The 22,167-nt window shown below is 56.2% G+C and carries 25 protein-coding genes and 2 pseudogenes; 5 read left to right on the top strand and 22 right to left on the bottom strand.

Features of this window, described 5'->3' with window-relative positions; translation table 11 throughout:
* Positions 1–753: 753 nt before the first annotated feature.
* Together SOP85_RS04885 and SOP85_RS04890 are read right to left on the bottom strand one after the other, a co-directional pair.
* Positions 754–1,023 (bottom strand): hypothetical protein, encoded by a 270-nt coding sequence (locus tag SOP85_RS04885; RefSeq protein ID WP_272605612.1) that lies wholly within the window; start codon positions 1,021–1,023, stop codon positions 754–756.
* 281 nt (positions 1,024–1,304) lie between these two features.
* Positions 1,305–1,661 carry a hypothetical protein gene (locus SOP85_RS04890; protein WP_323626242.1) on the bottom strand — a complete coding sequence of 119 codons (357 nt, stop codon included), beginning with the start codon at positions 1,659–1,661 and terminating at the stop codon, positions 1,305–1,307.
* 324 nt (positions 1,662–1,985) lie between these two features.
* On the opposite strand from SOP85_RS04890, the gene SOP85_RS04895 reads away from it, so the two are divergent.
* Positions 1,986–2,195 (top strand): hypothetical protein, encoded by a 210-nt coding sequence (locus SOP85_RS04895; protein WP_323626243.1) that lies wholly within the window; start codon positions 1,986–1,988, stop codon positions 2,193–2,195.
* A 218-nt stretch (positions 2,196–2,413) separates the two neighbouring features.
* On the opposite strand, the gene SOP85_RS04900 is transcribed toward SOP85_RS04895, so the two are convergent.
* Positions 2,414–3,553: a right-handed parallel beta-helix repeat-containing protein gene (locus tag SOP85_RS04900; RefSeq protein WP_323626244.1), complete on the bottom strand. Its 1,140-nt coding sequence runs from the start codon at positions 3,551–3,553 to the stop codon at positions 2,414–2,416.
* Positions 3,554–3,605: 52 nt separating this feature from the next.
* Between SOP85_RS04900 and SOP85_RS04905 the strand changes: the two are divergent.
* Positions 3,606–4,219: pseudogene (locus tag SOP85_RS04905) on the top strand (SOS response-associated peptidase family protein); the annotation flags it as partial.
* On the opposite strand, the gene SOP85_RS04910 reads toward SOP85_RS04905, so the two are convergent.
* A complete protein-coding gene (locus tag SOP85_RS04910) occupies positions 4,216–4,446 on the bottom strand; it encodes a hypothetical protein (protein WP_323626245.1) in 231 nt (76 codons plus the stop codon). The pseudogene SOP85_RS04905 and the gene SOP85_RS04910 sit on opposite strands and share 4 nt — an antisense overlap.
* Positions 4,447–4,623: 177 nt before the next feature.
* Between SOP85_RS04910 and SOP85_RS04915 the strand changes: the two genes are divergently transcribed.
* Positions 4,624–5,718 (top strand): acyltransferase family protein, encoded by a 1,095-nt coding sequence (locus SOP85_RS04915; protein WP_323626246.1) that lies wholly within the window; start codon positions 4,624–4,626, stop codon positions 5,716–5,718.
* An 18-nt stretch (positions 5,719–5,736) separates the two neighbouring features.
* Here the strand turns inward: SOP85_RS04915 and SOP85_RS04920 are convergent.
* Together SOP85_RS04920 and SOP85_RS04925 are read right to left on the bottom strand one after the other, a co-directional pair.
* Positions 5,737–6,258, bottom strand: a pseudogene (locus SOP85_RS04920) (DUF2514 family protein).
* The gene (locus SOP85_RS04925; protein WP_323626247.1) at positions 6,255–6,806 is read right to left on the bottom strand and encodes a glycoside hydrolase family 19 protein; all 552 of its coding nucleotides are present in this window, start codon (positions 6,804–6,806) and stop codon (positions 6,255–6,257) included. The pseudogene SOP85_RS04920 and the gene SOP85_RS04925 overlap by 4 nt, the downstream one beginning before the upstream one ends.
* 180 nt (positions 6,807–6,986) lie before the next feature.
* On the opposite strand from SOP85_RS04925, the gene SOP85_RS04930 reads away from it, so the two are divergent.
* Positions 6,987–7,670, top strand: a complete 684-nt coding sequence (locus SOP85_RS04930; protein ID WP_323626248.1) for a hypothetical protein — start codon at positions 6,987–6,989, stop codon at positions 7,668–7,670.
* A gap of 70 nt (positions 7,671–7,740) precedes the next feature.
* Here the strand turns inward: SOP85_RS04930 and SOP85_RS04935 are convergent, their stop codons facing one another.
* The 14 genes from SOP85_RS04935 to SOP85_RS05000 all read right to left on the bottom strand — a co-directional run bounded on the left by SOP85_RS04935 (position 7,741) and on the right by SOP85_RS05000 (position 20,681).
* The gene (locus tag SOP85_RS04935; protein ID WP_323626249.1) at positions 7,741–8,484 is read right to left on the bottom strand and encodes a hypothetical protein; all 744 of its coding nucleotides are present in this window, start codon (positions 8,482–8,484) and stop codon (positions 7,741–7,743) included.
* Between the two features lie 21 nt (positions 8,485–8,505).
* Complete coding sequence (locus tag SOP85_RS04940) at positions 8,506–10,278, bottom strand: SGNH/GDSL hydrolase family protein (RefSeq protein ID WP_323626250.1); 1,773 nt, start codon at positions 10,276–10,278, stop codon at positions 8,506–8,508.
* Positions 10,279–10,346: 68 nt separating this feature from the next.
* Complete coding sequence (locus SOP85_RS04945; protein WP_323626251.1) at positions 10,347–10,823, bottom strand: hypothetical protein; 477 nt, start codon at positions 10,821–10,823, stop codon at positions 10,347–10,349.
* A gap of 10 nt (positions 10,824–10,833) precedes the next feature.
* Positions 10,834–13,944 (bottom strand): host specificity factor TipJ family phage tail protein, encoded by a 3,111-nt coding sequence (locus SOP85_RS04950; RefSeq protein ID WP_323626252.1) that lies wholly within the window; start codon positions 13,942–13,944, stop codon positions 10,834–10,836.
* The gene (locus tag SOP85_RS04955) at positions 13,916–14,317 is read right to left on the bottom strand and encodes a hypothetical protein (RefSeq protein ID WP_323626253.1); all 402 of its coding nucleotides are present in this window, start codon (positions 14,315–14,317) and stop codon (positions 13,916–13,918) included. The genes SOP85_RS04950 and SOP85_RS04955 overlap by 29 nt, the downstream gene beginning before the upstream one ends.
* The gene (locus SOP85_RS04960) at positions 14,318–14,803 is read right to left on the bottom strand and encodes a DUF1833 family protein (protein WP_323626254.1); all 486 of its coding nucleotides are present in this window, start codon (positions 14,801–14,803) and stop codon (positions 14,318–14,320) included.
* Positions 14,800–17,697 (bottom strand): phage tail length tape measure family protein, encoded by a 2,898-nt coding sequence (locus tag SOP85_RS04965; protein WP_323626255.1) that lies wholly within the window; start codon positions 17,695–17,697, stop codon positions 14,800–14,802. Before SOP85_RS04965 ends, SOP85_RS04960 begins: the two co-directional genes overlap by 4 nt.
* 57 nt (positions 17,698–17,754) lie before the next feature.
* On the bottom strand, positions 17,755–18,036 hold the full coding sequence (gene bamE / locus SOP85_RS04970) for an outer membrane protein assembly factor BamE domain-containing protein (protein ID WP_323626256.1): 282 nt from the start codon (positions 18,034–18,036) through the stop codon (positions 17,755–17,757).
* 39 nt (positions 18,037–18,075) lie between these two features.
* Positions 18,076–18,390 (bottom strand): DUF1799 domain-containing protein, encoded by a 315-nt coding sequence (locus SOP85_RS04975; RefSeq protein ID WP_323626348.1) that lies wholly within the window; start codon positions 18,388–18,390, stop codon positions 18,076–18,078.
* On the bottom strand, positions 18,387–18,701 hold the full coding sequence (locus tag SOP85_RS04980; RefSeq protein ID WP_323626257.1) for a phage tail assembly chaperone: 315 nt from the start codon (positions 18,699–18,701) through the stop codon (positions 18,387–18,389). The genes SOP85_RS04975 and SOP85_RS04980 overlap by 4 nt, the downstream gene beginning before the upstream one ends.
* 47 nt (positions 18,702–18,748) lie before the next feature.
* Complete coding sequence (locus SOP85_RS04985) at positions 18,749–19,396, bottom strand: phage tail protein (RefSeq protein ID WP_323626258.1); 648 nt, start codon at positions 19,394–19,396, stop codon at positions 18,749–18,751.
* Between the two features lie 66 nt (positions 19,397–19,462).
* Positions 19,463–19,879: a phage tail terminator-like protein gene (locus tag SOP85_RS04990; protein ID WP_323626259.1), complete on the bottom strand. Its 417-nt coding sequence runs from the start codon at positions 19,877–19,879 to the stop codon at positions 19,463–19,465.
* Positions 19,876–20,301, bottom strand: a complete 426-nt coding sequence (locus SOP85_RS04995) for an HK97 gp10 family phage protein (protein ID WP_323626349.1) — start codon at positions 20,299–20,301, stop codon at positions 19,876–19,878. Before SOP85_RS04995 ends, SOP85_RS04990 begins: the two co-directional genes overlap by 4 nt.
* Positions 20,302–20,312: 11 nt before the next feature.
* The gene (locus tag SOP85_RS05000; RefSeq protein WP_323626260.1) at positions 20,313–20,681 is read right to left on the bottom strand and encodes a hypothetical protein; all 369 of its coding nucleotides are present in this window, start codon (positions 20,679–20,681) and stop codon (positions 20,313–20,315) included.
* Between the two features lie 23 nt (positions 20,682–20,704).
* Between SOP85_RS05000 and SOP85_RS05005 the strand changes: the two genes are divergently transcribed.
* Positions 20,705–21,010 (top strand): hypothetical protein, encoded by a 306-nt coding sequence (locus SOP85_RS05005; RefSeq protein ID WP_323626261.1) that lies wholly within the window; start codon positions 20,705–20,707, stop codon positions 21,008–21,010.
* Here SOP85_RS05005 and SOP85_RS05010 read toward each other — a convergent pair whose 3' ends face one another.
* Positions 21,011–21,514: a DnaT-like ssDNA-binding protein gene (locus tag SOP85_RS05010; protein WP_323626262.1), complete on the bottom strand. Its 504-nt coding sequence runs from the start codon at positions 21,512–21,514 to the stop codon at positions 21,011–21,013. It abuts the gene before it with no gap.
* Positions 21,515–21,575: 61 nt separating this feature from the next.
* On the bottom strand, positions 21,576–22,133 hold the full coding sequence (locus SOP85_RS05015) for a hypothetical protein (RefSeq protein WP_323626263.1): 558 nt from the start codon (positions 22,131–22,133) through the stop codon (positions 21,576–21,578).
* Positions 22,134–22,167: the final 34 nt, after the last annotated feature.

A 22,167-nucleotide genomic window follows, 5' to 3' on the forward strand; every position in this document is an offset into this window, starting at 1 on the left:
TCGCCCATCAGCCATGAGCTGAAGATACTCTCGCCATTTTTGGAAGGCTTGCTGCTGCCTGGTGGAAGCCGCCAGCCACTCTGTGCCACCGATTAGTTCGACCGGGATGGCCATCATCTGCCCGATTGCAAGATCAAGTTCATTTGCGAGCTCACGCCCATTCGGCAAATCGAGGATTAGTGGTCGCATAAGAACCTGTCTTTTTTTTGGGCTACTTCATCGACTTGGCAATTTGTTGATCGTGCGCGAGCGCCGACGAACGGTCCCCCCCACTTAGGGCGCCTGAATGGAGACATCGCCAATTACTGCTTGGATACCCCACCAATCCGACGATCCACGCGCAGATCATGCGAGCGAGGGCATGACCAAAAACTACCAGCGCGACCACGAGGACGCCATCTGGGGGCCGAGGAAATCGGGACCTGAATATCAGCGAAATCACCGGCTAGTTTTGCGCGGGTTTTGCGCGGGTTTTGCGCAGGCACAAAAAAGCCGATCTAGATGATCGGCTTAAGTGTCTGATTTTAATCAGGAAATATGGTCGGGACGGAGTGATTCGAACACTCGACCCCTAGCACCCCATGCACGCAGGGCCCATGCAAGCCCCTTTGTAATGGCCGTTTTTACTGGCGCTCGCTGCAACCGAATGCCTACAAGAGCTTATAGGTGCGTGAGGAAGTCACGCAAAAGTCACGCACGCTTTGTTACCCTCCCCGGCGTCCTGCCGACCGCTTACAGCTCTAAATAATGAATTTATTGCTTAGAGTTGCGGCCCTGCTCGCTGAGTATCTGCAGCAGTGCCAGGACAATTCGTGGAGCCCCGCGGCATCCATCCCAGCCCTCATGCTCGTGCACCGACAGCATGGCCTCAAGCGCTCGGTATGCTGGACCATCCCCATCGTATAGCGTCTCGCTGATGGCATCGAGGTCAATGACGAGCTGCTTCGTCCCTTCCTCGCGACGCTCGTAGAAGCGGTCAGCAGCCTCTGTCCAGTAGGGGTCTTCAGACCAATGGCGTGTCATAGTCGAACTCATGGCAAAAAAGATTGGAGGTAACTCTACCCGTTGGCATAATAATTTTCGCTGTCGTAATCCCTTTACGGCAACGGGTCGGTTTCAGCCCCTCGCAAAGCCGGTATAGCTTCTGTCCTCCTTCGGCGTCCTGCCGACCGAAAACAATCCGCCCATCGCAGGTAGTGAGTCACCGATTCAACGCTGGTAATCTCGCCGCCACGTTCGCCAGGCATTAAGGGATGCGGGCGAAAATAGAAGCCCCGGAGCCGCGAACCTTCGGGGCTTTGCTTTTATCGAACACAGGAAAACTGGATGTACCAGTAATTGGTCTGAGTCCAAATAGATGCCCCACCGGAGTTTATGACCGATCCGCCTTCCGCATTTGAGCCTTCGGCATCAATTTTGTAGGAGCCGTTGCAAGCGTCATGCATCTGCTTATAAGCATCCTCGCGGCGCTGTTTACGAACATAGTCTGCTCCGGCGTTCAGGTACTTCACAATTCCGGATCTCGAGCTTTCGTTTACAGGGGCGTAGGCGGATCCAGAATTTGGAGAGGAAACCATGTCAGCAGACATGCAGCCGGCCAGCCCCAGGAAGATAAAAACTGGCATCAGTATTTTTATGTGCTTCATTTGGAGCTCTTCCATGGCGAGAAAATAATCCTTCTTCTATACCGCCCTTGCGCCACCTAATCAATCGTCCAGCTCGCCCGTCGCTCCCCTGGCACCGCTACTGCAACAGTACTTATGGAAATAGCCTAGAGGCCTTGTGTTTCAAGGATATGCATTGTCATTTGTCTAAAACTCTAGCCCGACTTAGGCGCCTTTCGGGTCAATGAAACCGAGCAAGCCAGAGGTAGTTTTAGACAGCTTTTTACTCCCATTCCGGCGTTCTGCCGAATGTGTACCCCTCTCCCTTCAAGCCAATGTATCGCCGACTGCTACGCTGGTTTCCGACATAGAGGAAATCCCATGCCGAACTCAGACCTGCTCCCTTCCCTGCTTTTCAAAATCAACGAAAACCAACTCGCCCTGGAAGCCGCCATCATGGAACTGTCCAATTGGGTCGAACACCACGGCGGCGCCGAGGTCGCCGATAACGTCCGCGGCGCCCTGGACACCATCGACAAGAACGAGGAGTTCATCAAAATGACGCTCGCGGTAATGATGACTCCGGAGTGACTTCTCAGCGGCAAAGCCTTGGGATGCCGCATAGGAATCGCCGAAAGCCTTTGCCGATCGCAATGCCTCCTCCTACAGCTCGTCACGCTGGGCTGATCCGCCGCTGATAATCCGTAACGACCTCAGTGGCGGTACATTGGCCGGCTTCTTCGATAAAGTCTTCGAACTGCGATCGCAATTTTAAAGCCAGGTGTTCAGTCATTTTTTTGGCCAGCCAGCTATATTTCACACTTTTCAAAGCTGTTGTTGGTGATTTTATTTCCTGTTGTGGGGATGCCGGTTAGGCGTGTTTTCATAGATGTCGGCTCGACAACCCACCTACCATTATTATCGGATCGATTGTTTGTGATTGTATTATTGTCACCCTCCACTCTTATATAGGTTTTGTTTCGGCAGAATTTATTCCCGGTAATGGTGTTATTGTTGGCGAAATCTTGGTAGTACTTGCCATCTGCATCTAGCGGCTTATCTCCACAATCTTTTCTCTGAAGATTTGAGCTTTGTCGCGAAGCAATCCAGACTCCTACTTTTTCGCCATCAAACACATTATTTTTTATTGTATTTTCATCGCTGTGCTGCCATCGAATAACAGACATTCCTTTGCTGAAGTTTTCACCGCAGTTTTTGTATAAAAATACACCGCCCCCAAAATTCCCGATAAACTTATTGTTTTCAACCAGATTTTTGGCGGAGGAATCAATAGCCAGCCCTACCCTTTGGCCACTATTGGGACCGTCGAGTTCACCATTGTTTTTTATTGTATTGTTAAGTATGTGATTCCCCCTCGAGCTTTGGTCAAGGTAGATGCCTTCCGCTTTAGATTTTTCGATTCTTGAGTTTTTCAGAGTTGAATTGGACACGTAACTGTGAAAGTAAACACCGGCGCCATCATTGGATAAAACATTCAAAGAGTCCAGCGTTACGTTAGTCGGCGTTTCATTGTAGTTTTTTTCGTGATCGTTAGATCTTTTGTAGTTAGGAATTTCTGACGTCACCAAGACACCTGTCTGGGAAAAATTCTTTACCGTGCAGTTTTTAACGCTGACATTTCTCAGAGAGCGTCCTTCGCTACTGATAAGAATTCCTATTTTTTCTGAGTGCTTCCCATCCAGCGTTGCGCCTTTGCAGTCGATATGCGTATTAGAGTCACTGACAGTTATGCCTTGCGGGTAAGTGCAGTTCGATTGTAACTCTATGGCACCACTTAACCTTCCGGAGTTTGGCAGCTGACAGCCTCCAACCTCTTGCGCGCTCGCTGGCTGATACCATAGGGCACACATCAACGACAAGGGAGCCATAAAAAATATTGAATCTTTAATCTTTAACTTTCTTTTGGCTAGCACGGTACTGACTTCCATAAATTTTTGATTAAGTGACGGAGTAGAGTAGTGGACTACAACTCATGACGAAAATTCAGGAGACCAACTGCTCGAGCGGTTCAACGCCGCTCCAACAACCCAGCTCGCCATCTTTCACCAGGAAGGCGAATACCTGCACGCCGACATGGTGCGCTGGGGGTGGCGCCCGCACTGGGCCAAGGACCGCGCAGCACCAATCAATGCCAGGGTGGAGAAAGTCACGGCCCTTTCTTCCGTGCCATCTGGCCGCACCGGACGATCATCGCGATCAACAACTGGTTCGAATGGGTGGATGAAGGCGGACCGAAGAAGCAGCCCTACCTGATCCGCCGGCGCAACCGGTCGCCAATCCTGTGTGCAGCGATCGGCCAATATCCGAACGCTGAGCATGAGCCCAGCGAGCACGACGGCTTTGTGATAATCACCGCCGACAGCGCTGGCGGTATGGTCGATATACACGACCGCCGACCTGTGACGCTATCGCCAGAACTCGCCCGAGAATGGCTCGACCCGGCCACGCCAAAGGAGCGCGCAGAACAGATGGTCATGCACCAAGGCGAACCCTCCGAGGCGTTCGAGTGGTTCAAGGTAGATCGGGCAATAGGCAACGTGCGCAATCAGGGGCCTGATTTGATCAAGCCAGCCGAGGAAGACGGTTTGTTCTAAGTTGGGGCCAGTGCCCTGAGCCGCTCTTCAGTCGCGGAATCGAAGATGACATAGAGCCGATCAATGGTTGCCTCACTCAGCGCGCGGGCCGATTCCAGGCCAAGAACGAACCCCTCAGCGCGTGCGCCAGCTTTCGCTGCAACAATCATCGAATCCGCCCGAGCGATCTGATCAAGAAGCTTGTCGGCTTCGCGCTCGATCTTCGGGCTTAGCTCTACACCTTCCATTCCGACTCCATTTCATTTGATTAATCGGCTGAAGGTAGAGGCATATGGCCCTCAAGGCATCCTCATAGAAGACCTGGTAGCCTAGCGCCAGCGTCCGCTCCCCTCATCCAAATCCGCGACCTGAAAAGCAACAAATGGTAATCTTGGCGCCGATCTTCACCCCTGTCGGAAATGTACATGACGAGCGAAAGAATTGTTTTTGCCAACATCCTTCGAGGTGTCGGCGCGATTGCCGTGCTGATATCCCACTACATTGGGATTTTCTGGGTAATGCATCCTGGAATTTCCGACCTAATGAAAGTGCCTAAGCTAGAGAACTTTCCTAGCTTAGAATTTCCACTATCTGTCTTATCTGATTACTGCATTGTTTTTGGGCAGTTCGGAGTAGGCGTGTTTTTTATCGTAAGTGGACTTGTGATTCCATTCTCACTGAGAAGTGATACCAAGCTTGGTTTCTTATATCGGCGCGCCATCCGCATTTATCCGGTTTACATAGCTGGATTTTGCGTTGTAATGCTTTCCCTATATTGCCTTTCATATTATACAGACAGGCCTTTCATGTTTTCCATCGGGGACATGCTCGCGCACTTTGGCGTGATTACCCGCGCTCCGTTGGGAGTAGATAGAATTGACGGAATCAGTTGGACTTTGGAAGTTGAAATTTACTTCTACTTGGTAATGTGCGTATTTGGAGCAAGAGTTTTAGATTTCGACATAAAAAAATACCTAGCGACTGCATTGGCTATTGCGGCCGCATCGACCTTAACATTTAAGACACAAGGCTACCTTATGGGTGTTCAGGTCGCCGCAGGGTTATTGCTTCTGCTAGGGACAGCCTATTATTCACTACTAAACAGAAAAATAACCACAAAGGAATTTTGGATTCTACAGACAACTGTATTCGCATTAATTCTACTCCTTTGGCTGGGAGTAGCAGAACCCGCAAGCTATATAAAACAATGGATAATCGGCTACATTATTGCGATGGCCGTATTTTACATCTGCTTCCTGCTTCGAAACAGCATCAAAGAAAACAAGGTGCTCTCTCACTTTTCCGACATCAGCTATCCACTTTATGTAGTACACGCATTGTTTGGCTACGCCATTATGTATGTGCTGGTGGATCACGGATTCGGCACATACGCTTCGATAGCGACAGCTACAGTTTGCGCGTACTTGGCATCACTTCTAATACATATCTTTATTGAGAAGCCTTCGATGACGTGGATTAAACGGAGCAGGATTAGTAGCAGAATTGCCCAAAACGCGTAAGCCGTTGTGGTGAAGGCATTAAGGCGCCGCCTTCAACCCGTCATACGCCTCTTCGCAGATCAATCCTCGAGAACGGGCTTGGTCAGCAGCTTCAGCCAGGTCGCCCGCTCGCTGGTCAGCGCGCTTGAGCACGTCGGCAAGCACAGTGGCGTAGCGGGCAGCTGTCTTGCTTGCGGAGGCAGTGCAGGAATGGCCGCTCGCTTCACTGGCTGCGAGTCGACGGGTAAGGTCGTCAACTGTCCCGCGCAGCCCGTGAGAAGAAGCGCGATCGGCAGCAGCATCAGCTGTAACTTGGTCAATGATCTATTGGCCATCTTGAACCGCCTTATCGATTGAGTGTTGGTAGGCCTGTTCTTTTGTACGCTCGGTAGCTTCGTTTTTCGCATTGGCGACTGCGTCACGGGTGTCGCGGGCACTCCACTCGCCCTGCCATTTTTCCTCCGTAACCGTTACGCCGCGGTGATAGGCCCCGAACAGCGCGCCGACTACAAACGCCAGCGCAGTTATATAAGGAAGGATCCGCAGCCAGATGGTGGTCATGCCAGCACCTTCAACGCAGTGTTGTAGAAGGTAAGTCGCTCGGCCAAGCCGTTTAAGCCTCCATTTATGCGCCGGGTGATCGCGCTGAACTCACCAGCATCAGCCAGGGCATTAAGTTTCCGCGAACTCCAGAACCACGCCGCCGACTTCGCAGCCCACTCGGCCTGCTCCAGCAGTTCAGGGGTGCGCAGCAAGCGAGCGTCGCCGAACAGCGCCTTGCTGCACGCCAGGTAATTGTCGTACCCGGTGATCTGGATGAGGCCGCGCCCGCGGTACTTCTGGCCGTCACCGTCAGCTTCCGGCGTATTCCCCAGGCGCTTAGCCAGCGTGCCGGTATCGTACTTGCTCAGGTACTGGTCGCCGCCAAACTCCTTCACGTACCGGAACTGACCGGACTCGTGCCCGACCTGTGCCAGGAACGCGGCAACACGCAACGAACCTTGAATCTTGAAGCGTGCCATCGCGTCATTTAGCGCGGACACAAAAACGCCGGCAACTGGGCCGGCGTTGGGGAAGATCTGCAACAACTGCTGCATGGTGATCGGCATACTTTTTTCCAAGCGATTAACCGCACGGGGCGGAAAAATTAATAGAGGAATTCTTCCAGTCGCTACTTATTCCGCTAAGCTAGAGGGCAAAATACAGAGCATAAGCGCTGATCAGTGGAAAAATCATGGCCATATAAAAAAGCGTTCAAATAAACCATCAACCCCATCAAAGCAAAGAACATGAAGAAAAAAACTATGCTTAACGTGTCACAAGAAATAGCTAACACGATAAATTCTTACGCATCCATAATTGCCATTTCGGCTGGCTTTGTTACTGCAATAGCCGGCGTACTTACTTACATGTCTGCATCAACTCTGGCGCGTTACTCCGACGAAGCGATTGCCAAGGCCAATAGCGTAAGCGCTGAAGCAAATAACGCTGCTGCACAAGCAAATGCGAACACTGAAATATTGACCAAACAAAATCTCGAGCTTCAGATCAAGCTTGAGAAAGAGCGTAAAGAAAGACTTGAGCTACAGAAAGCCGTAGAAAGACGTAGCATTTCAAAAAAAACAGAAAAAGAAATCAGAGATTCTTCAGCTAGGATTAATAGAAAGCTGAAGATACAGATTGAATGTAACGGCCATGACTTCGAGGCAAAAACTTACGCCGAACAACTCGGCGGACTATTGCACAGTCTCGGGCATGACGTAAAAGGAGTTGGAACAGGGATAGTAATACAAATGGGAACAGCCAACACTGGAGTTTATCTGTTGATTTTCGACACTCCAGCGCAGCTGGACGCCCTATCACTATTGGGGCTTACAGGCGTGACAACTCAAATCAAGCAACTTAAAAAAACACATGAAGATGGGCTCGATGCACTGGTTACAGTAATGGCGAAGCCACCATACATTGGCTAAATCGAAGTGCGGTGAGCTTGGCTACTGACCGCACTTTATGTTTTTTCTCGTTCTTTATTCTAAGGTACCCTTAAGCGTTGATTCCGAGTCGCGTTAGACGCAGTCGGATCATGTCCAGGTTCGCCTGGAGTTCCGCATCACTGTGGTAGGCGGAAAAAATGGCCGCCATGGAGACATCACACTCGCCGGTGAAGGCCGATGTGCCCGAACCGATTCGGTACTTGTTGCCGTTCAGCGCACGCTGCAGGGAGCTAGTACCGGTAAAAGTCAGGCCAGCAGTATGATCGGTCAGAACAGTTGGGGATCCAGTTTTCGCACGCACAGAGCGAATAGACCAGCCGGTAGGGATAATCCCGTTGCCGCTTACGCCTGCCGCAGTGGCAACTCCCGAACCATCATTGCGGCTCGCAGAACCAGTAGCTGATGTTGGGTTGGCCAGGTAAATGTTAGCGCCCGCCGCCGACCCGGTGATACCTGGAGTTACCGAAGTGCCTGTGTACCCACCAACCAGAATGGAGCCGTCGGCGTTGCCTGTTGGAAGAAGTACGCTCCGGGCAACCACGATGATCGTGACTTCGTCGCTATCACCAACCATCGTTTGAATGAAGTTGCTCAACCCTTTGAAGCGTGCGTGGGACGGATAAGCCACGGGCGAACCGATAATCACCGAGTTAGGTTTACCTGGCGCTTTGTTCAGGTTGAAGCTCGAAACGCTGGTATCAAACTCGTGCCAGAGCTCCAGCCCACGATCAACATTCGCGATTACAAAGCGAGTTGGTGTGATTGCGCCGTCTGTAGTGATTGCTACGCCCATATGTAGTTTTCCTATATTTGATCAGATGATGTTCAGGGAGGCGGCGGCGGAGTAAGCGCCGACGACCTCGTACAAGCGCTGTCGTGTTGAATGAATAGGGTGAATTGCGTCCGTCCAGTCGCCGGTGTAGAAGCCATCAGTCCCTGGCGAAGTCGCCGAGAAGGCGTAGCCGGTTTCGGGATTGGTCAGTGCCCAGGTCGGAGCCACGATCAACTTGGAATCCGCGAGGTTGGCGGCGGCCTGCTGAATCGCGCGGAGCATTGGCAGGTAGTGCGACTCCCAAAGCGCGTCGCGAGCGGTGTTTATCGCGGTTCCGGGGAACATCCGGACAATCTTGGCCAATGGCCAGGCTGCACGGATCTGCGAATGAATCAGGGTGTCATTGGCGAGGACCGCGTCATAGATCGTCTCGGCGCTGCGATCGCGCACATCGTTGGTGCCAAGCGAATGGATGACCACATCAGGGGTCTCTAGCCCGAATCGGCTCTGATAGAACGCCGGGTCAAAGACGTAGCCGTTACGCACCACCGAGCCAGGATCGCCCCCCGACGCCGCCCGCAAAAACGGATTGCGCAACATTTGATCTGACTTGGCCAGCGCCGTATAGGCAGCCTCCTCGCCCGGCGCGACAACTATGGCGCGATCCGCGATCGCGTAGGTGAAGTCGCCCGTCTCCCAGCCTTCTCGGCCCTCTCCCAGCTCTCCAGTGAAGTTGTTGGGATCGCTCGCACTCGACGAGCCGCGCAGCGTGCCGACAAACACGGCAGTGATGTTGAGCGCCTGCAGCACCTGCTTCAGCAGAAATCCACCCTGGCGGTTCACAATACTGTCGCCAATCATCAGCACCTTCACGACTTTGGGAGTCGATTGAACCGGCACGTTCTTCACCACAACATTTGCGAAATGCCGTGCCGCAGGAAGCGAAATGCTGCGCAAGTTCAGCACCGCCCCGGTGCCGTATTTGCCTGGAGAAAGCTTCAGTTCAGGCCCTGTCTCGCTGGCAGATGTTGATGTGCTGTTCAATGAAACGGTGACGCTTGGTGCCAAGCCGCGCTTGGGAAGCAGGTTTTTGAGGTATAGCGTCTGTTCAAAGCCATCGGCTGTAACAAGTAGCGGTGAGAACATCACACCCGCCGCGAACGGGTCAGTCTCCGCCGAATCGACGTTAATAGTTCCCGAGAGATCGCAGATCAACCCCCCTTCAGGGTTGGTTACGTAGGTGCCCTGACGAGTTGTAGGGCGATGCTCCATCCAGCCAAAAAGCGCACGCCGGCCGTCTTCATACAGAACTGCTCCGCCTTCTTGGTTCCTGAGAATGGTTCGGCCATCTACAGCCGATAGCTTCATGGCCGGTAGAACAAGGCTCTTGTTCGTGACGCGAGCCACGACCCCCCTCTCCTTGTTGACGACCACCAGAGCCGTGACTTCTGCCTCAGCAGTTGGTGTATAGCCTGCGATCCGACCAGCGACGTTCGCCAGGGCGGTAGCATTGGGGTAGGTGTCGAGCTGAACTGGCACCCCGGCATCATTACGATAAAGGGTGATGTACTCATCTGCAGCAGATGATTTGACGCTGAACATTCCACCCGAAACAGTGCCAGCCAGGCCAAGAACAACCGAGGTATAGATCAGCGCTCCGGTCATCTGCGTTGCCAGGTCGGCCAACACCTTGGCGTTGGTGGGGCGCATTACCCCGCCGCCCACGTCGATCATCTCTGGCACTTCCGACAGAAACAGCTCATTCGCTGTGTCAATCGTCGCCGTCAGCCTCGCGAGATCCGAAGGTCCGCTCATATTTTCTCCAGACAAAAAAAAGCCCACTGAGTAGTGGGCTGGAAATTTCGGTGCGCTCAATCCCAGGGCTACGTCGCACCTGGCCAAGACTTTGTGTACCAGCGCTTCAGCTGGCTGCGCAGGTTGGAATTCATCACCCCGATATCAATCCCTGCCATCATGTCGGTCAGTTCTGCTTCTGAAATAACCGGCATTTCAAAGAGCGATAACACAGCGGTGTATCGCCAGAGGTTGACGCCCACCAACGTGGGGCCGTCGTAGATGTCCGTGAACTGGGCCTGCGTCATCGTCAGGCCGAGCGGGCTTCGGATGGGACACATGAACCAATCGGCCCAGCCGATCCCCCACTTGCACCACCCCTCAAACATTGGAGCCTGTTCGGCATTGCACAGCCACGAAACAGATACCTCTGTTGGCACACTCAGGTAGCGCCGCCGATTCCTCGCTCGACCGCTCACGAATCGAGAGCGGACGATAGGGCTTGTCGGTTTGAATCCGTAACCGTCTCGCAACGGCAGCGGAATACCGTTAGGCATTGTCAGCATTTCGCGATCCTTAGTTGTCGGCGAAGTTGTCGTCATCCGCATAAACACGCGGGTCGTAATTCACCGCCTCGACATCCGCAGAGTGATCGCCTGGGTCGATTGACGAGATCAGCACCGGATAACACCAGCGTGTCGATTCGCCGAACAGTAGGTGCGGCGGATCGATGTCCCATGAAAAGTCCGGTTCAAAATCCAACGAAGCGATGGTGAGCCTGAAGTCATCGAGGCGCGTTGCAGGCCAAGGCCCACTGACGGTGCCGTCCGGTCGTCGCAGGCCGACCACATGGGAAACGCCCGTCTTCCAAGTCAGGGGTTCGGAGCTTTCCAGAAGTACGAGGCCATTCCCGGTCGTAATTCCCAGCAGAATCGAGCTTTGGCCGTAACCAGGAATGTCGTCGGCAACCGCGTCATAGCTGAGGTATCCGCTGTTCAAAGCATCAAACTCAGTGCTCCAGCTGTAGCTTTTGTTGCGGTAAACCTGCGCCCGCCGAATGCGCATCCCGATCCGCCAAGCCTTATCTCGGTTGGTAACCCCTTTCAGCGTGACCGTTTGCACACGCAAACCGAGGTCGCCAGGCAGCCTGCACCTGACCACCTCAGTCGCGCGGGTCTTCTCGTCGATGTACTTGATGTCGACGCCGTCGTAATCGTCGGGAGCTGGTAACGTGAAGCTGCGTTTGAGCTGCTCGGTCATGTTTTGAGGCGTGTACATATGACTGATCTGCGTGCGGACCTCATCACGAACCGGTGTCACCCGGCCGCGCTCAAGGGTGAACTCGGCAAAGCCAGCCAGAAGCGCGTCATTGATGCACTCCTTGACCGTGCTGTCGTCTTCGACCGCGTAGTCGAAATAGTCGCCGCGACCGTTCCAGATGGCGCCGTAGCGTGCCAGCTCGTCGATATCCATATCGTCATCGGTACCGCCCGCCGACTTCATGACGTAGTTCACCCAAGGCACGATGTCACGCGTGGCCACGGGCGCACTCCACGAACCATCCACCAGAATCGGCAGCTTCCTTGTGGCGATCACCGACACCTGGTTTTGAGACTGAGCTGACAGTTTGTCGCCGCCGCGTACGTAGAGCGCCATGATGGTGCAGTCGTTGTATTTCGTTGGCGCCTTGTCGATTCGTCCCCGGAGCCCGTACCACTGCACACGGTTGAATTTGAAGTTTTCCGGTGACTCGTCCCCGATTCTACGGATCCTGACCTCTGGCCGGATGTAGGTCGGCGCCACAATCGCCCGTGTGTAACCCTGTTGATCAGGGCTCATTGCGGTGAAGGTGTAGGACACACTTGTCCAGGCTCCAGCAGTCGAAGCATCACGATACTGGACCTCTGTTTTCGCCCAGTGCGAGCGGATGTTCCCGTTCTTCTCGGTGTATCGAACCAATCCCTGCGGGAAAAAGAAATCCACTTCAAAGCGGCGAATGGTCTCGCCTTCTGGGCAGGCATAAAACGGCCCTGCCCAGTCGCCTTCAGTGGTCGAGCCATCGAGCGTAATCGAGGCTGTATTTGTTTCGATGTCGTCGTAACCCAACCAGTCCTCATCTTCGGCGCCGGTATCGGTCAGCCGAATGACGGTGATCGCTGACGGTCCGTGACTTTCGTCGACATCTGCGGTGCTTTCGTCATCCTGAACAGCATCATCCGATACCGAGGCAATTCGGTACCGAAGATCGCGATAACCAATGCACGACCACAGCGTACCGGTCTGCAGCCCTACTGCGGGCGCCCCGCCATCGTAAGCCAGGGTGATTTTGGCAGGCACGGCATCAGCAGCTGTGACCGTCTTCACTCCCGTGACAAACACAGGAGACGAGCCGAACACCGTTGACGACGAACCGCCCAGGTTCACGGCAACACCGCTGTACGGCGATGCAGACTCGGCGATCCGCAGTAAGCTGCCTGAGGCACTCGCAACCAGGCCGGTGCTGACCAGGGCAGCATTTACCGCGGTGACCAGCCCGGCGAGGTTGGTTGTCGCCGAGCTCAGGGTTACCGAGTAGGTGCTCGCGCCGCGACTGACCGTAAATGTCAGCGGCGTGACGTCGAAGTCGTACCGTGTCGGGGCAGCACTGCCGGTGACCATGGAAGCACTGCCGGTCACCGCGGGCACGGCTGGAACATAGGGGTCATAGCTCGCGACCACGTAATCGCCGGCATTGGCACCGGTGACCTCGATCTTCATGCCAACGAACGGCTTGAGCATCGGGATATAGTCGCCGCTGATAACGGTTGCCGAACCGTCCGCCGGCGCGGTGAACAGGTAGGGATACAGAACCTCAATCCGGGCGATCAAGCCAGCATCCCACCCCGTCGGAAACCATCCCGCCCCGACAGGAACGGACACCACGTACTCACTGAACTGCACGGTTGCTGCATTGAGCTGCTGATCGATGTTGGTAGTGGTGGTGAGGGTTAGGCCTGCGCTACCTGTAGAGGTAGATCCGACCTCTTCCGAATTGTGCCACCAGAGCCTGGCGGGCTCGGCAGCTACCGACTCTCCTGGTCCATAAATGGCATAGCTGGCCGTGCTGCCGAGAGAAGCGATCGGCGTCCCACCAATACGGACCTGGCCAGGCTGAATTTCGAACTCGCCCACACCGATGCAGAGCAGCATTTCGACCCACTGCACCTTCGGATCGGTGCCGAAGTAACGACGCGTCGGGGTGAGGTAATCAGGGAATATTTCGTTCTTACCCGCGCACTCGCGAATCACATCGCCCAGCTTGACCTGGTTCGCGGTGGTTTTGGCCAGCCCGAGCCCCTTGCCTGATGCTGCATTGTTCGCCGTGCTCGGCGTGACCAACGGCTTCTGCGTCAGCATGATCGCGCCGACAGCAACGATCGCGGCAACGACAGCCCACGCGGCGATCTCCAGGCCAGTACCCTTCGGCTCAGGATAGATCCGCACGGTGTCGGCCGGACCGAATTCAACCTTTGCCCAGTGTGCCGGATCAATAAACAGGCCGTTAACCTCGATGCTGATCGGTGGCGACTCGCGCACCTGGTAGCTCGGCACCTTGGCCACCAGCCAGCTTTCGATGGTCATCACGCGATCGGTCTTGTGGCGCTCCAGCGGCTGGCCTTCAAGTTTGCTCGGGTAGAGTTCGATCACGGTGATAACTCACTGTCAGGTATTGGTCTTGGAATTTGCGCAGCGGCTTGATGGTCGCGCCCGAAGGCTTCATTTCCATCCCGTGAAGCCGGCCTTCGACTTCGATGATCACGGCGACATGAATGCAGAACCGCCCGCGCCATATACAGGCGATCGCGCCGACCTCAGGCTCACAGCGTTCCATGGCTGCTGCGCCCTCGTTCACCGCCTGGGTGAACGCCTTCGGCATGGTGTTGCGGACATGCCCCCAACTTGGTAGCAGGGGCAGGCCGTAGACTTCATGCCGGACAAGTCGAGCCAGGCCCCAGCAGTCCAGACGCGCAGGGCCTCGCCCGCCATCCTCGTAGGAAGCGTTCAGGTATTTTTCGAACATTTAGATGTACCGAAGGCAGGGCGCGAAGGCCAGGGTGTACTTGCGCCGTGGCCAGCCGAGGTTGATCAGGTCGAAGTAGCCGGCGTTAAGTTGCACGCTCGGCCCCTCCATGAACCCGTTGAGCACTTTCATTCGATAAGGCCGCTCGGCCGGGGCGGTCAGATCGCTCGAGATAAAGATCCGGAAAACCAGCCCGATATTCGCTCGAGCATCCAGCGCCTTGTCGATCAGCTGCTGAGCTTCCCCTGTCACGTTGTCGATAGCGAAGGTCAACGTCTGGTTGCCACTGTTATCCCGCTTGGGCAGTGCCGCGGCGAACCCCGCAGCAGTGAACTTCGCGGTTACACCTGCCTCAGTTGTCGCAGTTATGTCGTTGAAGCCCTGGCAGATGTAAATCGGCGCTGCCCACGGAATACAGAACAGTTCAAGCGTCGGGATGGTCACGGCTTTGCCGCCAGAGGCGTACAGCGTTTCAAGTGCCGTCATCGCCCCACTCTCTTCAATCCATAGGTTTGTTCAAGGGTTTTGGCCATCTTGCCCTGGCCGCGAATATCCGAAACGTAGGTGTCGACTTGCTGCCTGCCGTCCGGCGCGATGCTGGTTTGCACCTGCCCTGCGCGGTTGGCGTCTTCATGCAGGTTGACGATGACGCCGCCAGGCGCCGCGGGCTTGGTCTCGCTTGCCGCAGCACCCGGGCCTGAACCGGTGTAGATCCCGGCCGGGCTTGGCGCCTCCATCTTCCCGGCACGGATAGCATCAAGGTTGCTTTTGCCGATGCGCGCCGTGCTGGCTGCGTCGAACACGTATTCCTTGCCGTGCACCACGCCCGCCACGTCATTGGTGCCAACGTCGCCGGTATAGCCGCCGGTCTTGAACCCCTTGGTCAGAGCGAATGCCGCCAGCAGCGCAGTGCCACCGACGATTGCCGCTGCGCCGAACGAGCCGACCGACGCCACCAATGCAGCCGGTAGCCAGGCCGACAGCGTTGTGCCCGCAGCTGCCACTTGGGCGGTGGTGGTAGCAGCGGTTGACGCGAGCGATGCCGTGGTGACCGCGCCAATTCTGGTCAGTTCGGCTGCCGTTTTGGTTCCTTCAGCTGCGACTTTTGTGCCTGTTACCGCGATTATTCCCGACTGCTCTAGCGCTGTGTTTGCAGCGATTCGAACCCCTACCTGGATCATTGAGCTGAGGACTTCGGTCAGAACTGTCTGGCCGAGTCTACGCATTGACTCGCCAAGCTCGTCACCCATGACTATCGACTGCGCGAAGCTATCAGCGATGCCCGTTGTGAGGGCCTCCATGGTGCCGCCGATGATGTCGTAGGTCTGTCCGGCAAGATTTTGAGCCTCGTCCATATAGTCCCGAAGCGCATCAGACGCACCGTTTTTCCAGTTGGCCTGCTTTTCTGCGAGTCTGTCGTAGTAATCCTCGTTGGCAGCTAAAGCCAGGTTTAGCTGTTCCTGGATCTTGCTCGCCTCGATTGTGTAGGCCGGGCCGCCCAGTTGGTCTTTTGGCGTGGCCTTGTTCAACTGGTCCTGATAGCGCTGAAATTCCTTGCGAGTGGCCGCTTCTTCTGCTGCACGTTCAGCCGCCTGTCGCCCGAGACCAATGGTCGATAGCTCAGTGGTGCGCTGGTCGTTTTTGCTCTCGGAGGCCGAGGCGATCGAGGCCTGAATCTGCGCCGACCGCTCCTGCAGCTTGATCGTCTCGGTGTGCAGCCGAACTTCCTCGGCAACCGCGACGTTCTTGTCGAGCTGGGCCTTGATGCCGGATTCGCTGGCCAGCAGGCTTTTTTGATCCGCCGTCAGCACCGACCGCGTCTTGAGGTCGGCGATCTGCTGGGTGATCTCAGCGCGCTTTCGCTCGGCCTCTGTCAGCTTGTCGTCACTCTTCAGCTGGGCAGAGAGCGAGCTTTCCTGGCTGCGCAGGGAGGTCAGAAGTCGCTCGCCGGCATCCTCGCGGAAGGTCGGGCCTTTCGGCGCCTTCGCATCCTTGTACTTGTCGTTGATGTTGGCGATGTTCTTGTCAATCGACGCCTGATTGAGCCTGGCATCGCTCGGGTTGGCCTCCCGGATCTTGTCGAGATCGGCCTTGTACTTCTTGATTTCCTCGCCGCGCTTCTGCTCATTGGTGTAAGTCGACTTCGTCAACGCGTCCACACGCTCAGCCGCAGCCACGCCCGCGTCCTGGACCTTCTGCCGATCGCCGACGAACTTGGCGAGCGACTTCTCGGCCTCGATCTGCATTTCGAGAAAGCCGATTTCCTTGGTCGTCGACTCGTAGCGAAACGGGTCTTCCTTGGCGGCATCGCGTCCGCCTGCGGTTAGATCTGCAAGGAGCTTCTTGGCATCGGCCAGCTGCTCGCCGAGCGTGCTGTCCCGGCCAACATTCAGGGTTGCGTCAAGCGCGCCCAGGGCGGCGTTCTTGATCCCCAGCCAGGCGCGTTCGATCAACCCCAGGTTGCCGGTGACTTCTGCCGTGCGGTTGCGAATGGCGTTGGCGTAGGCCTCGGTCAGCAGGCGAGACGCTTCGGTCGTGTTCCCGCTTTCCTTGGCTGCCACGATCTGCGAATAGATCGACTGGGTCAGGAAGTGGTATTGGTCGTTCAGCTCTTTCGCTGCGGCGACCGGGTCCTTGCCGATCTTGACGAACTCGGCGACGGTTTCCTCGGCAGCCTTGCCGGTGGCCTGCTGCATGGACAGGGCCGCGACAGTGATTTCCTCGAAGCTGTCCGTTGCGACCTTGCCGCTGCCGGCCAGTTGAGCCAGCACGTCAGCCGCTGCGCCAGTGGTGCCGACACTCGAACTGACGTTGCGCGCCATGGTGCCCAGGGCGTCAGCGGTGGTGCCGGCGACTTTCCCGGTCAGGATCAGCGCATTGTTGAAGGCGTCCGCCTCCTTGCTGCCTTGGTTATACGCAATGGCCAGGGCCACAGCGGCAGCGCCCGCCAGGGTAAACGGATTCACCAGGCCAGCGACGTAGCCGCCCAACGCCCGAGCCGCTGGCCCTACGCCGCCGAACATGTCCTTGAGCTGGCCACCTTGTTGCAGGAGGACCGTCAGCGGAGCCTGGCCGCCCTGGAGCGAGACAGCAATGTCGGTGAACTGCGCCGGCACACCACGAAGAGCCGCCGCCGTCTGCTTGGCCGAAATCCCGAGCTTTTCGGTCTGCTTGGTCAATCCTTCAGTGGACTTCTCGGCCCCCTTTGCCCCTTCGCCCATACCCTTGAAGGACTTCTCGGACTTCTCGGTCGACTGGGTCAGGCCAACCGTGGCTTTTTCGGCCTTGGCCCCCGACTGCGCCAGCTTGTCGAGGTCGGTCGCCGCCTGGGCGGCTTCGGTAGAATTTACGCGTATGCCCAGTTCGGCAATCGAGGTCATGCTTTCCTCCAGGCAATAAAAAACCCGCCGAAGCGGGTTGTGTTGTATTAGGCGTATCTATTGAAAGCTGGACGGGATCACCGGAACCTCGGTGACCTTGCCGTCCTTCATCTTGAAGGAAATAACTTGGCTTGCTCCGGTCAGCCCATTCGCATGACTCCAGATCCAAGTCTGCTCTTCAGCCCTCGATACAACCTGGTATGGCCGCCCCATAATTTCGGTGACCTGTTGCTCGGACATTCCCACGCGAACCTGTCGGGCCTGATCAAAAGTGAATGGTGAGCCAGCGCAGCCGGTAAGTGCGGCGACAAGAAAAAGTGAGGCGAGGAATGAGCGCATTGGTTTTCGTCCTTGGTTAATCCTCGAACTTTAACATGCTCACTTCGACTCTCGCATCTGACTGAGCGCCTCTGCTTCCATCAGCATGATGCAGTCGAATACCTCAGCGCGATCCGCCTTCGGCACGCCGCGAAGGCGCATCACGTCGGGCAACACCCCGTAATCCAGCCCGGTCGGCCCGTTCATTCCTGTGCGCCACTGCGTACCCATCGACATGAATACGTCAACGATTTTCCAGTTGTCGGGCCAAATATCGAATTCGTCGCTGCCCATATCCTCCGGGCGGAAGCCGAACGCGGCCAGCTCGCTTGTGTCAGGGCCTTTCGCATACAGCCTACGGGCAGCGTCGATCAGTTTTTTCGGCGTGCCTGCAGGATCTCGTCAATATAGCTCTGCACGATCACCTTGCCGGAACCGGCGTAGTTCTGGATCAGCAACTCGAAGCTGGCAGCGGTGCACTTGTCCTTGAGATCCCACCCTGCAACGCAGTCGACCAAAACGTCGGCGTCTGATTTCGTCTCGATTCCTTCTAGCCAGGCATTCAGCTCGTCCTTGGTGCGGTGCTTGAATTCGAACTCGACGGGGGCGACGCCACTGCCATGCACCGGAAGGTCCACGGTCTTTTTGAACGTCGGGGCGGCCTTCAGGCTGAATTTAACGGTCATCTTTCTGCTCCAGAAAAGAAAGCCCGCACAGGGGCGGGCTATGGTGGTCAGGCCGAGTAGCGCATCGGCTCGGAGGTCAGGGAGACAGTCGCCTGCAAGCCCATGATCTCGTTCTTGGTCAGGGTCGGGGTTTTGTTCAGCGTCACATACCCGTTGTAGAGGATGCTCGACTGCGACGGCAGGGTGATGCGAACCGCCCGCGGCACGCGGTCATCGTTGGCGGCAGACAGCAGCGAGTACCAGGGCAGCGATGCGTCATCGCCGATGGTCATGGCGAAGCTCGATGCCGACTTGACGGTTGGGATCTGGTGCTCGACGTCTTCCTCGAGGAAGGAATAGGTCACGAACTGCTGCTCGCCTCCCGAGGTGGTGAACTCCAGCACCTGAGTGATTTGCACCCAAGTCAGGATTTTGCGGGCCGAGCCAGCGCCACCGCCGACCGGGTAAAGGTTGACGTTGCTGGTGTCCACGCCTTCGAGCACGTAGGCGTCAGTCGTTTGCGATTTCACGCGGACGATGCGGCTATTGAGGCGTGACCAGCCGGAAGTCAGTTCGAGGATGTCACCAGCCACGAAGCCGTGGGCCACAGAGCTGACGGACGCCTCGGCGGCGTTGCTGATGGCGGTGATGGTCTTCGGCGCCGCGTAGGTGTTGGCGGCGGCAACTACCGCGCCGTTGGGAAGCGAAACAGACATGGGTTTTCCTCATGCTCAGATGAAAAAACCCGCACAAGGCGGGCTCTGGTGTTGCTCTGCGGCGGGTCAGTTGGTGTCGGCGCGGTACTCGAACGACGCGGAAACGGTCAAGTTGCTGTCGACCTCGATGTCCGGGCCTGGCTCGACCGGCGTCAGAGTCATGACCGTTAGGCCTGACTTGGTGTGCCGGGCATTCAGCGGGAACAATGCGGCGAGCTCGTCGACAATGCCCTCGGCTTTGCCGGTGCCACTGCCTGCCGGTGTCACGACGTTGACCTGAAACAGCCCGGTATAGGCCCTATGGTCGCCGCCCAACGTCTCGCTGCTGGTTCCGGCTGGCAGCGTGAAGGCCGCGAGATAGGTTTCGCCGGGCGCCTGAGTGAATGTCACGCCTTGATAGGCGATGCGCAGTAACGGCGTTCTGGCGGCAGCCCAGGCAGCAAGGCGGGCCTCGTAGATCTGGCGGATGGTTCGATGGCTCATACCTGTTGATTCCTGACTGCCTGGTTGACGATTGCCTGGAAGCGGGCCAGGGTCACCCTGACCATGCCCTGGGGCGCCTGCGTCGAGTGGCCGTATTCCAGCGGGATGGCGTATGGCAGGTTATTGATCAGGTAGGCCGTCTGACCGGCCGTGAAGTCGCTGACGGCCGCAGCGATAGCGGCAATAGCCTCCTTGCCCTGAGGATCGAGCTCGTTAAACGTGACGCTTTCGACCACGTCGATGGACAGATGCCAGTTCCCGCGGAAACGACCGCTGTCGACCGGCGACATGCGGATCAGGGAGTTGCCGACCTCGATGATGATCTCGCGCAGGCTGGCGTCGATCGCTTCCGTCGCCTGCTCGGCGAACTTGGCCAGCTCCAGGGCGAAGTTGCCCGATTTCCCGCCGTATTTGGCCTGCATCTTATTGGCCATTACGCACGCACCTGCAGTTCATACAGCAGCGGCGTGCCGGCCGGGTTGATCTCTTTCAGCGGCGGGACGATCGAATACGTCTTGCCGTCGGCAATTACCTCGTTCAGCAGCGACGGCGCCGAAGTCAGGCCCTTGGCGGCCAGTTTCAGCTTCTTGTCACCCTGCTTAATCAGGCTATTCGCCTGGAACTCCAGGCCGGTGTAGTCGGCCAGGATGCCCTGCCCCTCCTGCTCGGTGATCGTTTCCGATGTCGTCTCGCTCGTCGCTGGGTCATACCCGCCAGGTGTAACGATGCGCAATGTTATTTTCTGGCCAAATTCTGAGATCATATCCAGCGCCATAGCGGCCATATCGTCGTAAAACCCCATACAGGCGACTCCAGGGAGCAAAAATGAACAACGTGGAAAAATCCGAGTACCTGAATGAAGGAATTCGCAGCCTGCAAGAAGCAATCCGAACAGAGAATCCACTGGTAGTGGCGATAAAGTTCTCCTTACGGGTAAGGCTTAAAAAGGTGCTAGAGGGAACAAGGGGAATGGAGATTTACGACGCTCTAGTAAACCGTCTTATCTCTATAAACCTGCCATTTCAAGAAGAGGAATTACTAGCTATCAGCGATGCGATCAAGGTGAGCTCTTATCCGTCATATATCGACGTTTTCCCTAAGGAGTTGTTCATAATCGACTTGGGTATATGATTAGGCACGAACCGCAAACAAGCCACGCTTCTGGAGATAGTCGGCAAATTGAGTAGCGCTCAGCCGATCCGGCGCCGCCGGCAACAGCCGGCTGCTGGTGTTCGAAATTGTCGCGTATTCGCGAGTTACAGCGCCCTCGACACGCTCCAGCGTGACGGCACCTTTGCGTTTCTCTGGCGGATCAATGTCGTCCTGATAAATCTCGGCGGCCAGGGCCATCTGACCGTACTGGATTCGCGCCGGTAGGTAGTTGTCGGGCTTGATCTCGCAATCCAGCTCAACGCCCCGCCGCGGCCAGGCCAGTGCCTGATCGCTGCTGGTCTTGCGCCCTTTCCAAGTCATGCCATTCATCGCCAAAGCGGCCCGGCGCAACAACGATTCCTGTGTCGGTACATCCACAGGAAGGACCAAGCCAAACTTACCGGCGTAAATGACCAGGTTCGCGGCGCTTGCGTAGCTTTCGGCGTCAGACTTGCTGGTGCCGTCCTCGATTATGAGCGTCATGGATCAACTCGCTGAAATGAGTTCTGAATAAGTGGCCACCGGCTCACCGGCAGCCAATGAATTACGCAGCGGGCAGTTCGGCGATGAGCCTTTCCAAGGACTCTTTCGAGGCATTGGCGCGGTACGCCACACCGGCGGCATCGAGTTTAGCCTTCAGAGCTTCGACCTCCTGGCCCTCGGTCTTAAGTGCAGCGAGCTCGTTACGTAGATTCTCGTTCTCCAGGGCAAGCTCGTCACGCGCACCGGCCAGATCTTCCATCCGAAGCCGAATGCCATCGAGCGCTTGGAACAGTCGGATTGCGAGCTCGCCGGCTTCCGGCTTTTCGATTTCGCCAGCGTCGAGCCCATCAATAACAGAGCGGACCGTATCGCTTTCGATGCGCAGCTTACCGATCAGGTCTTCCAGTTCGGCCTGGCTGTTGCCTGTGCCTACAACCAATACTGGATGCTGCTCGACTTCATTGATCGTCACGTCGGGCACTTCATCAGCAGCATTTTCGCGGCTGCCGGTAGCGCTAGCGTCGATGATGCGCAAGCCATGCTCCTTAGCCAACGCCTTTACGTCTTCCTGGTACTGGTGGAACGGGCCAGGCAAATACCAGATGTTTTTGTTGCTCATGATCTCGTCCTCGTCGAGCCGGGCACTAGCCCGA

The sequence above is a fragment of the Pseudomonas sp. YuFO20 genome, assembly GCF_035064975.1.
Taxonomy (GTDB): Bacteria; Pseudomonadota; Gammaproteobacteria; order Pseudomonadales; family Pseudomonadaceae; genus Aquipseudomonas; species Aquipseudomonas putida_AE.